Below are 10,924 nucleotides of genomic sequence, written 5' to 3' on the forward strand. Positions count from 1 at the left end.
CGGCGCGGCGTTCAACGGCGGCACGGGTGCGGCCGTCGGCGCAGGCGCGGGGCTGCTCGCGGGCAGTGTGGTCGGTGCCGGTGCGGCGCAAGGCTCGGCCTACGACATCCAGCGCCGCTACGACTACGGCTACCTGCAATGCATGTACGCGACCGGCAACCGCGTGCCGGTGCCGGGCGGGATGAGCGGCGGCGGTGGATACGGCGGTGGCGGATACGGCGGCGCACCGCGCGCGGCGCCGCCGATGCCGCCGGCGGGTGTCCAGCCGCCGCCGCCGCGCTACTGACGGCGGCCCGGGCGGCGGCGTGCCGCATCGCGTGCCGGTGCGCCGTGCACACGTCGCCCGCCGGCCGTCGGCACACACACGCTGCGTGAATTGCGTACACTCTGAGTCTCGTTTCGGCAGGGCCGGGCGCATCGGTTCCGGTCCGCGTTTACCCAGGACTCAGCGATGATCGATTTACGCAGCGATACCGTGACACGTCCGAGCCAGGCAATGCTGGCCGCGATGACTGCCGCCGAAGTCGGCGACGACGTATGGGGTGACGACCCGACCGTGCTGCGCCTGCAGGCGGTGATGGCCGAGCGGGCCGGCAAGGAAGCCGGCCTGTTCTTCCCGAGCGGCACGCAGAGCAACCTCGCCGCGCTGATGGCCCATTGCGAACGCGGCGACGAGTACATCGTCGGCCAGCTCGCGCACACCTACAAGTACGAAGGCGGCGGTGCGGCCGTGCTGGGCAGCATCCAGCCGCAGCCGATCGAGAACGCGCCGGACGGCACGCTGCCGCTCGCGAAGATCGCCGCGGCGATCAAGCCGATCGACAATCACTTTGCCCGCACGCGCCTGCTCGCGCTCGAAAACACGATCGGCGGCCAGGTCTTGCCGGAAGGCTATGTCCGAGAAGCCACCGCGTTCGCGCGCAGCCGCGGGTTGGCGCTGCATCTCGACGGCGCGCGCGTGTGCAACGCCGCCGTCGCGTCGGGCCGTTCGATCGCCGAGCTGTGCGCGCCGTTCGACACCGTGTCGATCTGTTTCTCGAAAGGGCTCGGTACACCGGTCGGCTCGGTGCTGGTCGGCAACCGCGTGCTGATCGAGCGCGCGCAGCGCTGGCGCAAGGTGCTCGGCGGCGCGATGCGGCAGTCGGGCATTCTCGCGGCCGCGTGCCTGTATGCGCTCGACCACAACGTCGAGCGGCTCGCGGACGATCACGCGAACGCCGCGCATCTCGCGGCGGGCCTTGCGCGCATCGACGCGGTGAAGGTGCTGTCGCACGCGACGAACATGGTGTTCGCGCAATTTCCCGAAGCCGATTGCGCGCCGCTCGAGGCGTGGCTCAAGGAGCGCGGGATCCTCACGCAGATGCTGTACGCGTCGCGCTTCGTCACGCACTGCGACGTGTCGCGCGCGGACATCGATACCTTCATCGACGCGGTCGGCGCGTATTTCGCGCAGCGCCGCGCGTAACGGGGAATGCGCCGGCCGGCGGGAGAGCCGGCACGAGGTGGCGCGAAGCAGGGAGCGAAGAGGCGACGGGGGCGACGAGGCAACCCGTCTGTCGATATCGGGCGAGCCGGCGGATTACGCTTGCCGGGGTGCGTCGGCGGGTGGCGTGCCGTCGCGGAACAGCGTTTTCAGCTGCGTGCGCAGTTCGGCGCTGTCGGTGTGCTGGTGCACCAGCACCGCATGTTGCACGGCGGCCTCCAGCAGTTCGTTGTCGGAGTCGGCGGAAATCGCGACCGAGCAGTTCGTCGCGCTGGGAAACTCGCGGCAATCGATATAGCGGCGGGACATGATGTTCTCCTTGCGGGAAAGGGAACGGCCGGATGTGCGTGATCGGCCGCGCGGCGCGTTCGCGAGGCCGATGGAAAAAGTATAGGCGGCGCGGCAGGGTTTCTCGCTGCGATGCGTACCGCGCCGCGCGCCATGCACCGCCCCGGCGGTGTCGATCACCCGCGCGTCACGGCAGCGGCGCGAGCAGCCGGCGTGCCGCCTCGACGACGCGTTCCGACAACGACGCCATCGTCGGCGACTGCACGGTCCACGCGTGCCAGTACAGCGTGACGTCGGTCGGATGCGCGGGCGCGAGATCGACGAGCCCCTGCGCGTCGAGCGGCGCGGCGCCGATCAGCGGCTCCGGCACCATCGCGTAGCCGAGGCCGTGCCGCACCGCCGCGAAGTGCGAATGGGTGCCCGGCACGTAGTGGCACGGGTAGGCGCCCTCGGGCAGCCCGAACTTCTCCTTCAGGAACGACGACTGCAGCGTATCGCGCCGCGAGTACGCGACGACGGGCGCCTTGCGCGCGCTCGTGCGGTTCAGCCCGCGCGGGAACCAGCGCACCGCGAACGCGGCGGCCGCGAGCAGCCGGTAGCGCATCGTGCCGAGCGGCGTCGCGAGACAGCCGCGCATCGGCTTCGGCTCGGTCGTCACGCAGCCCACCGCCATCCCGCTTTCGAGCAGCGCGAACGTGTGGTCCTGGTCTTCGACGATCAGCTCGAACAGGATGCGCTCGCCGGCGAGTACGGACGTCAGTGCCGGGAGAAACCACGTGCCGAGGCTGTCGGAGTTGAGCGCGATCGTGACCGAGATCGGCGATTCGCGCTCGGTCGCGAGCGTGCTTTGCAGGTCGGCCTGCAGCAGCGCGACGCGGCGCAGGTGCTGCAGCACGCGCTGCCCGGCCACCGTCGGACGGCACGGCCGCGTGCGCAGCACGAGCGGCGTGCCGAGGCTCGCTTCCAGTGCGCGGACCCGCTGCGTGACGGCCGATGCGGTCACGTGCAGGCGCACGGCCGCCTGCTCGAAGCTGCCCGTGTCGGCGACGGCCAGCAGTGCGGCGGCCTGCTTCGGATCGATCGTCATCGACATGTCGGTGGCATTCCTGTGAACGTAAGACGAGAAGAGCCGCTAGTGTAAGGCAGCCCGCACGCGCGCCCGGTTGCCGCGCATCGTGCTGCCGTGCCGCATTCGTCGTCGGAATCGGCCAAGACATCGCGCACGCCGCGTCCCGGTGGTGCGCACATTTTGAACTAGGCTATATGAACGCGCGGAACCCGGGCATGTGCCATGCCTGCACTCCGCGCGCGGACGATCGCGCGTCGCGCGCAAGCCGCGGCGCGGGCGTCGTGACGATTCCCATTTGACGGAGACGAACATGTCGATTCGACTAGGCGAGGACGCGCCCGATTTCACCGCGGAGACCACCGAGGGAACGATCCGCTTTCATGAATGGATCGGCGACCATTGGGCGATCCTGTTTTCCCATCCGAAGGATTTCACGCCGGTATGCACGACCGAACTCGGCTACATGGCCGGGCTCAAGCCGGAATTCGACAAGCGCAACACGAAGATCATCGGGCTTTCGATCGATCCGGTCAGCGATCACCGGAAGTGGGTGGCGGATATCGCCGAGACGCAGGGTCACGCGGTCAACTATCCGCTGATCGGCGACGACGAGCTGAAGGTCGCGAAGCTGTACGACATGATTCATCCGAACGCGGGCGGCGGCCCGCGCACGGCGGTCGACAACGCGACCGTGCGCTCGGTGTTCGTCATCGGGCCGGACAAGAAAGTCAAGGCGATGCTCGTTTATCCGATGAGCGCGGGACGCAATTTCGACGAGGTGCTGCGCCTGCTCGACGCGTTGCAGCTCAACGCGCAGCATACGGTGGCGACGCCGGTCAACTGGCGGCCCGGCGACGATGTCATCATTCCGACGTCGGTGTCGGACGATGCGGCCAGGCAGAAGTATCCGCAGGGCTTCCGGACGCTGAAGCCGTACCTGCGTTACGTGACGCAGCCGGGCTGACGCGCCGTGCCGGCCGGATGCCGGCAGTGCAGGACCACGACGGGGCGGCCCGCGCGGCGACAGTGGCGGCAGCGGCGGCCCGCGCCGGCCAATGCGCATCAACCAGCGACGGAGCGACTTCGCGATGATCTTCCGGCAACTCTTCGACCCGCAATCGTCGACATACACGTACCTGCTCGCCGACCCCGCGTCGCGCGAAGCGCTGCTGATCGATCCGGTGTTCGAGCAGGTGCGTCGTGACGCGGCGCTGCTCGACGAGCTCGGGCTGCGGCTCGTCGCGACCGTCGACACGCACGTGCATGCCGATCACGTGACGGGCGCGTGGCTGCTGAAGCAGCGCACGGGCAGCGCGATCGCGATCTCGGCCGCGAGCGGCGCGCAGGGCGCCGATCGTTACCTGAACGACGGCGACCGCTGTGCGTTCGGCGCGCGCTACCTGACCGTGCGCGCGACGCCCGGCCACACGAGCGGCTGCATCAGCCTCGTGCTCGACGACGAATCGATGGCGTTCACCGGCGATTGCCTGCTGATCCGCGGCACCGGCCGCACCGACTTCCAGCAGGGCGACCCGCGCGCGCTGTATCGCGCGGTGCACGGCCGGCTTTTCACGCTGCCGGCCGCGTGCCTGCTGTATCCGGCGCACGACTATCGCGGGCTCACGGTAACGAGCGTCGGCGAGGAGCGGCGCTTCAATCCGCGCCTCGGTGGCGATCTGAGCGAAGACGATTTCGCGGGCTACATGCGCAACCTCGGGCTCGCGCACCCGCGCCAGATCGATGTCGCGGTGCCGGCGAACCTTCAATGCGGCGTCGCCGCGAACGCGCCCGATGCGCAGGCGGCACCCGACTGGGCGCCGCTCGTCTACACGTTCGCCGGGTTCTGGGAAATCGATCCGCAATGGCTCGAGGATCATTTGCAGGCGGTGCAGGTGGTCGACGTGCGCGAGCCGGACGAATTCACGGGCCCGCTCGGCCATCTGCCCGGCGCGACGCCGATTCCGCTCGGCGAACTGGCCGCGCGTGCCGGCGAGATCGCGCGCGACCGGCCGGTCGTGACCGTGTGCCGGGCCGGCGGGCGATCCGCGCAGGCGACCGTGATCCTGCTGAAAGCCGGCTTCGACACGGTCGCCAATCTCGGCGGCGGGATGCTGCGCTGGCGTGCCGAGGGGCGCGTCGTGATGGACGGCCGGTCGTAACGGCACAAGTCGCACGACAAAAAAATTCCGGACCGCTGTCGAAACGGCCGGGTGCCGTTCGTCGTCAAGGTATCCGATCACGTGCGCCGCACGACGCGGCGCCGAAACCCGGAGAGACCGCACGATGATACCGACGCTTTACGCCCATCCCTTTTCGTCCTACTGCCAGAAGGTGCTGACCGCGCTGTACGAGAACGGCACGCCGTTCGCGTATCGCGTGCTCGCGCACGACGATCCGAAGCCGATGCAGGAACTGGCCGCGCTGTGGCCGCTGAAGCGCTTTCCGGTGCTCGTCGATGCCGGCCGCACCGTGATCGAGGCGTCCATCATCATCGAGTACCTCGGCCTGAACCATCCGGGCCCCGTGCGGCTGCTGCCCGACGATCCGCACGCGGCGCTCGAGGTGCGCACGATGGATCGTTTCTTCGACAACTACGTGTCGACGCCGCAGCAGAAGGTCGTGTTCGATGCGCTGCGGCCGGAAGCCGAGCGCGATGCACGCGGTGTCGCCGATGCGCGCGCGATGCTCGACACGTCGTATGCGTGGCTGGACAGGAAGATGGCCGATCGCGAATGGGCGGCCGGCGACCGCTTCAGCCTCGCCGACTGCGGCGCGGCGCCGTTCCTGTTCTATGCGGACTGGACGCACCGGATCGATCCGTCGTTCGCGAACGTGATCGCGTATCGCAAGCGTCTGCTGGCGCGGCCGTCGTTTGCGCGCGCGGTCGACGAGGCACGGCCGTATCGTCCGTTCTTTCCGCTGGGCGCGCCCGATCGCGACTGAACGGCGCGGGCGTCGCGCGGCGCGCCGACGCCGCGCATGGCCGGCAGCGCGTGCCGGGGCGACGGAACGAAAGCAGCGGCAGCATCGCGGCGTCCCCCGTTACATCGTGCGGGTGGCCGACTGCGCGAGCGTCAGCAGTTCGTCGAACTGCGTGATCAGCTCGAAGCACAGCAGGAACGCGAGCGTATAGGCCGGCGCGGGGAAGCGCCGGATCGTCGCCAGCACCTGCGGCGCGAAGCGCGAGCGGATCGCGTCGCGCGTCAGCAGCCATGCGATCGCGATGCCGATCGCGGCGCCGGCGATCAGGTCGGTCGGGTAGTGGAAGCCGAGATAGGCGCGCGGTACGCAGATGAACACGACCGCATACAGCAGCGCGAGCACGCCGACGCGGCGCGCGATGATGAAGATGCCGGTGGCGATCGCCATCCACAGCATCGCGTGATCGCTGGGAAACGAACTCCATGCCTGCAGCGTGGCCGCGCGCAGCCCTGCCGACGGGAAGTGCAGGTGCAGTTCGGGGTTGTAGATCGGCCGCACGCGGAACGGCAGCACCTGGGCGAGCAGCCGGCCGAACGCGAGCGCAATGAGCCCGCTCGCGATCGTCGCGACGACCAGTTCGCGCTGCCGCTCGCGGTTCGGGCCCGGCTGGAACCACAGCCAGCACAGTACGGGAATGAGCACGAAGCCCTTGAACGTGTACAGGCCCGCGATCACGCGGATCGCGTGATTCATCAGCGGTCCGAACGTGATGTGGGTGAGGAAGGTCTGGATCGTGGTGTCGAAATTGTTCATGTCGTGCGATCCCGGCGGACGCCCGATGCATTGCGCGCGGCCGGCCGGATCTGGAAGTGCGCTCGCACCGGAGCGCAACGGGGGGCAAGTATGGTCACCCGTTATTTCGAAGAAAATGCGAAAAAATACCGGGAATCCCCTGATGAAACGGGGCTGTGCGATTGGGGTCGGATGGGCGAGTGCCGTGTGGCGGGGGGATCGGAATCGTCCGATATTTCCGCGTCGATGCGCGCGGGCATCGGAAAAATAATCGGTAGAACTGGACAGTCGCGCGGGCCGGTGCGGATCTCGCGCCGGATGCGCGCGAATCTGCCGGGTCGCGCGGCGTCATGCGTGCGCCGATCGAAAATAAAAGAAAAGGCGGGCAAGGCCTGTGGGCCTGCCCGCCATGGGCGTGCGGTGCGGAAATTCAGCGGCGCCGGATTCGCGCCGTGAGCGCCGTGAGGGCCGGCCGGCCGCGGCGCCGTCAGCCGCGCCGGATGCCTTCGGGCAGTGCGCTGATGCGGCGCACTTCGGGCGAATCGAGCCACGTGCGCGACGTCGCGCAGTCGGCGAACATGTCGGTCGCATCCTCGCCCCAGAACAGGTCGCCGTCGAGTTCGAAGGTCGGCACGCCGAATACGCCGTGCGCGATCGCATCGTCGGTGTTCGCGCGCAGCGCGTCCTTGACCGGCTGGGCTTCGACGGCCGTCACGCCTTCCGGGAAGCCGACGGCTTCGCACAGCGCGGCGAAGCCTTCCGGCGTCGACACGTCCTGGCCGTCGCGCCAGATATGCCGGAAGATCCGGCGGATCGCGTCGGGTGAACTGCCCATCGCGATCGCGAGACGCAGCGGCCGGATCGGATTGAACGGGTGCGCGGGCGGCATCCGGAATGCAATGCCGAGCTTGTCCGCGCGATATTGCGCGTGGCGATAGGTGAAGACGCGTTTCGCCGCGATCTCGGCCGGCGCTTTCTGGCCCCAGTGTGAGAGCAGTGCGCCGAGCACGATGGGCCGCGGCTCGAACGCGGCGGCGGCCGGCAACCGGTCGAACTGTTCCTGCTGCAGGTACGCGAACGGCGAGACGAAATCGAAATACCAGCTGGCGGTGCGCGCGGCGTTCATGGTGGCTGCCCTCATGGGTGTCCGGTTGGCGGTGGCACGCGCGGCACGCCCGCAGGCGGCGCGCGATGCATGCATCGGCGGCCAGTGTCGCACGCGGCTGCCTTTTGCGTCGTTGCGTTGTAGCGCTGTTGCGTGGCGGTGCACGCGCCGCCGGTCACGGCGCCGTGTCGTCGTGGCCTGCTGCCGACGCGAACTGCGCGAGGCTGTCACGTACGGCCGGCGCGTCATAGCGTGCGCCTGCGCCGCCGAGCGCCACGGTCGCCTTCTGCGCGAGCGGCAGCAGCATCGCGAGCGCTGCCGCCATGGCCGGTGCGGCGGCGAGCCGCGATTTCGGGCCCGATACGGTCAGCGCGCCCACACACTCGCCGGCCGCACCGAACACGGGTACGGACGCCGAAGCCGTCTCGGGGTCGCGCTCGCCGTAAGACGCGGCCCAGAGTCGTTCGCGCACGTCGTGCCATTGCGCATCCTGCGTATCGGTGAACGCCAGCAGCACCTTCCCGGACGCGCCCTGGCGAACCGGAAATTCCTCGCCGACACGAATCGACACGCGCACCGCGCGGGCGGGCTCGACCCGGTACAGCACCGAGCGCATGTTGCCCTGGCGCACGTAGAACGATGCCGTTTCGCCGAGTTCGCGGCTGAGCGTTTCGAGCAGCGGCTCGACCACCGGGCCGACCCGAAACGAACGCTGGTACAGCGCGGCGAGCCGCAGCGGCTCGTGCCCGATCGCGTATTGGCCGTCGTCGAGCTTGCGCATGAAGCCGCCATGCTCGAGCGCGGCGAGCAGGCGCAGGATCGTGCTCTTGTACAGCCCGGTGCGGCGCGACAGCTCCGCGAGCGACAGCCGATCGTCGGTTTGCCCGAAGGCGCGGAGGATCGCAAACGCGCGATCGAGGACGGCGACCCCGCTGGACGCTTCTTCGGCCGGCGAATCGGGCTCGTTGCCGGCGTGATCGGTGTGAGTCGTAGGCACTGCCTGCTTCCTTCAGAGGATGATCGGCCGACTATATCGTTCTGTCTGGCAGAACTCAAGTTCCATAAAATCGCAATTTCACGGGTATACCCCGCTTACAGCGCATTCGATGCACGCTTAGAGTTCTGTCAAACAGAACGATGTTCTTTCAGATAGAACAGTGGAGTATCAAATGAGCGTTTCCGAATATCCGAAGGTGCTGGTCAGCGAGGTCGGGCCGCGCGACGGCCTGCAGAGCATCCGGGCCGTGATGCCGACGGCCGGCAAGCTGCGCTGGATCACGGCGCTGGCCGCGGCCGGCTTGCGCGAGATCGAGGTCGGGTCGTTCGTGCCCGCGAGGCTGTTGCCGCAGATGGCCGACGTGCGTGAGGTCGTCGCGCATGCGCTGGCGATTCCCGGGCTGCATGTCGCCGCGCTCGCGCCGAACCTGCGCGGCGCCGAGGGCGCATTCGAAGCAGGCGTGCACAAGCTGACGCTGCCGGTATCGGTGACGGAGGCGCATTCGCTGGCGAATATCCGCAAGACGCCCGCGCAGATGATCGACGAGGTGCGCGCGATCGTCGCGCTGCGCGATGCGCGGTTCCCGTCGGTGCAGATCGAGGCGGGCGTGTCGGTCGCGTTCGGCTGCACGATCGCGGGCGCCGTCAGCGACGACGAGACGATCGCGATGGCGGTGGCGATGGCCGAATGCGGGGTCGACGAGATCGGGCTGTCCGACACGAGCGGTTATGCGAACCCGGCGCAGGTACGCCGGCTGTTTGTCCGGCTGCGCCGGGAAGTCGGCGACAAGGCAGGCGGCGCGCATTTCCACAACACGCGCGGGCAGGGGCTCGCCAACGTCGTCGCGGCGCTCGACGCGGGCGTGACGACGATCGATGCGAGCCAGGGGGGCCTCGGCGGTTGCCCGTATGCGCCGGGTGCGACCGGCAACATCGTCACCGAGGATCTCGTGTTCCTGCTCGAATCGATGGGATTCGACACGGGTATCGACGTCGACGCCCTGCTCGCCGCGCGCGCGATCCTGCACGCGGCGCTGCCGGCCGAGGCGTTGTACGGCCATGTGCCGGACGCCGGTTTGCCGAAGGGCTTCCTTTATGCGGACGGCCGTTCTCCAACCGTGCCGCAACCGGAAGGATGCCTGGCGGGAGTCGCGCAATGAACGGCCGCCAACCCGCTTCGATGCTGCCGTACGCCGGCGTCCGCGTGATCGAGATGACGCATATGGTGATGGGCCCGACCTGCGGGATGCTGCTCGCGGATCTCGGCGCGGAAGTCATCAAGATCGAACCGATCGCCGGCGACAGCACGCGCGCGCTGCGCGGTTCGGGCGCGGGATTCTTCGGGATGTTCAACCGCAACAAGAAGAGCCTCGCGGTCGACGTGAAGGATCCGCGCGGGCTCGAGATCGTGCTGCGGCTCGTCGCGACGGCGGACGTGTTCAGCGAGAACTTCAAGAGCGGCACGATGGACCGGCTCGGCCTCGGTTATCCGGCGCTGCACTCGCTGAATCCGCGCATCGTGTACGTGTCGCACAAGGGCTTCCTGCCGGGGCCGTACGAGCATCGCACCGCGCTCGACGAGGTGGTGCAGATGATGGGCGGCCTCGCGTACATGACCGGCCCGGAGGGGCGGCCGCTGCGCGCGGGCGCGAGCGTGAACGACATCATGGGCGGCATGTTCGGCGCGATCGGCGCGATGGCCGCGCTCGCGCAGCGCGAGCGCACCGGCCGCGGCCAGCAGGTGCAGAGTTCGCTGTTCGAAAACAACGTGTTCCTCGTGGCGCAGCACATGATGCAGTTCGCGGTGACGGGGCAGGCCGCATCGCCGATGCCGAGCCGGATTTCCGCGTGGGCCGTCTACGACGTGTTCTCCGTGAAGGACGGCGAGCAGATCTTTCTCGCGGTCGTGTCGGATACGCAGTGGGCGCTGTTCTGCGATGCGTTCGGGCTGGCTGCGCTGAAGGACGATGCGCGCCTCGCGACCAACAACCTGCGCGTGCAGGCGCGCGAGTGGCTGCTGCCAGAACTGCGCGCGCGGCTCGCGCCGCATTCGGCCGCGGAGATCGGCGCGATCTTCGAGTCGATCGGCCTGCCGTATGCACCGATCACCAGGCCGCAGGACCTGTTCGACGATCCGCACCTGCTGGCGACGGGCGGCCTCGCGGACGTGACGTTGCCGGCCGATGCGAGCAGCGCCGGGCGGCCGGTCGACACGCGCACCGCGCTGCTGCCGCTCACGCTCGCGGGCGAGCGCCTGCGGCTGCGCTCG

General features: G+C 68.8%; 12 protein-coding genes and 1 pseudogene. 8 read left to right on the forward strand and 5 right to left on the reverse strand.

Annotated features, from left to right (window positions below; all coding sequences use genetic code 11):
- Together L810_RS42670 and ltaE are read left to right on the forward strand one after the other, a co-directional pair.
- Positions 1-286: pseudogene (locus L810_RS42670) on the forward strand (glycine zipper family protein); the annotation flags it as partial.
- Positions 287-451: 165 nt separating this feature from the next.
- On the forward strand, positions 452-1,465 hold the full coding sequence (ltaE, locus tag L810_RS42675) for a low-specificity L-threonine aldolase (protein WP_021164294.1): 1,014 nt from the start codon (positions 452-454) through the stop codon (positions 1,463-1,465).
- 114 nt (positions 1,466-1,579) lie between these two features.
- Here the strand turns inward: ltaE and L810_RS42680 are convergent, their stop codons facing one another.
- A complete protein-coding gene (locus L810_RS42680; protein ID WP_042978387.1) occupies positions 1,580-1,792 on the reverse strand; it encodes a DUF1059 domain-containing protein in 213 nt (70 codons plus the stop codon).
- 166 nt (positions 1,793-1,958) lie between these two features.
- Complete coding sequence (locus L810_RS42685; RefSeq protein ID WP_021164296.1) at positions 1,959-2,864, reverse strand: HTH-type transcriptional regulator ArgP; 906 nt, start codon at positions 2,862-2,864, stop codon at positions 1,959-1,961.
- A gap of 286 nt (positions 2,865-3,150) precedes the next feature.
- On the opposite strand from L810_RS42685, the gene L810_RS42690 reads away from it, so the two are divergent.
- The 3 genes from L810_RS42690 to L810_RS42700 all read left to right on the forward strand — a co-directional run bounded on the left by L810_RS42690 (position 3,151) and on the right by L810_RS42700 (position 5,783).
- On the forward strand, positions 3,151-3,804 hold the full coding sequence (locus tag L810_RS42690) for a peroxiredoxin (RefSeq protein ID WP_021164297.1): 654 nt from the start codon (positions 3,151-3,153) through the stop codon (positions 3,802-3,804).
- Positions 3,805-3,928: 124 nt separating this feature from the next.
- Positions 3,929-4,999, forward strand: a complete 1,071-nt coding sequence (locus tag L810_RS42695; protein ID WP_042978389.1) for a rhodanese-like domain-containing protein — start codon at positions 3,929-3,931, stop codon at positions 4,997-4,999.
- 124 nt (positions 5,000-5,123) lie between these two features.
- The gene (locus tag L810_RS42700; protein WP_021164299.1) at positions 5,124-5,783 is read left to right on the forward strand and encodes a glutathione S-transferase family protein; all 660 of its coding nucleotides are present in this window, start codon (positions 5,124-5,126) and stop codon (positions 5,781-5,783) included.
- Positions 5,784-5,882: 99 nt separating this feature from the next.
- Here the strand turns inward: L810_RS42700 and L810_RS42705 are convergent, their stop codons facing one another.
- Entirely contained in the window at positions 5,883-6,575 is a 693-nt protein-coding gene (locus L810_RS42705; protein ID WP_021164300.1) for a phosphatase PAP2 family protein, read from the reverse strand.
- Positions 6,576-6,665: 90 nt separating this feature from the next.
- Between L810_RS42705 and L810_RS47960 the strand changes: the two genes are divergently transcribed.
- Complete coding sequence (locus tag L810_RS47960) at positions 6,666-7,010, forward strand: hypothetical protein (RefSeq protein WP_155836502.1); 345 nt, start codon at positions 6,666-6,668, stop codon at positions 7,008-7,010.
- Positions 7,011-7,041: 31 nt separating this feature from the next.
- Here the strand turns inward: L810_RS47960 and L810_RS42710 are convergent, their stop codons facing one another.
- The gene (locus L810_RS42710) at positions 7,042-7,680 is read right to left on the reverse strand and encodes a 2-hydroxychromene-2-carboxylate isomerase (RefSeq protein WP_021164301.1); all 639 of its coding nucleotides are present in this window, start codon (positions 7,678-7,680) and stop codon (positions 7,042-7,044) included.
- Between the two features lie 154 nt (positions 7,681-7,834).
- Positions 7,835-8,656, reverse strand: coding sequence for an IclR family transcriptional regulator (locus L810_RS42715; protein ID WP_021164302.1), 822 nt, complete (start codon positions 8,654-8,656; stop codon positions 7,835-7,837).
- Positions 8,657-8,828: 172 nt separating this feature from the next.
- Between L810_RS42715 and L810_RS42720 the strand changes: the two genes are divergently transcribed.
- Together L810_RS42720 and L810_RS42725 are read left to right on the forward strand one after the other, a co-directional pair.
- On the forward strand, positions 8,829-9,815 hold the full coding sequence (locus tag L810_RS42720) for a hydroxymethylglutaryl-CoA lyase (RefSeq protein WP_021164303.1): 987 nt from the start codon (positions 8,829-8,831) through the stop codon (positions 9,813-9,815).
- Positions 9,812-10,924 (forward strand): CaiB/BaiF CoA transferase family protein (locus tag L810_RS42725; RefSeq protein ID WP_042978388.1); only part of this gene is annotated, 1,113 nt, incomplete at its 3' end. The genes L810_RS42720 and L810_RS42725, both read left to right, overlap by 4 nt.

The organism is Burkholderia sp. AU4i, from assembly GCF_000466765.1.
In the GTDB taxonomy this organism is placed as follows: domain Bacteria; phylum Pseudomonadota; class Gammaproteobacteria; order Burkholderiales; family Burkholderiaceae; genus Burkholderia; species Burkholderia cepacia.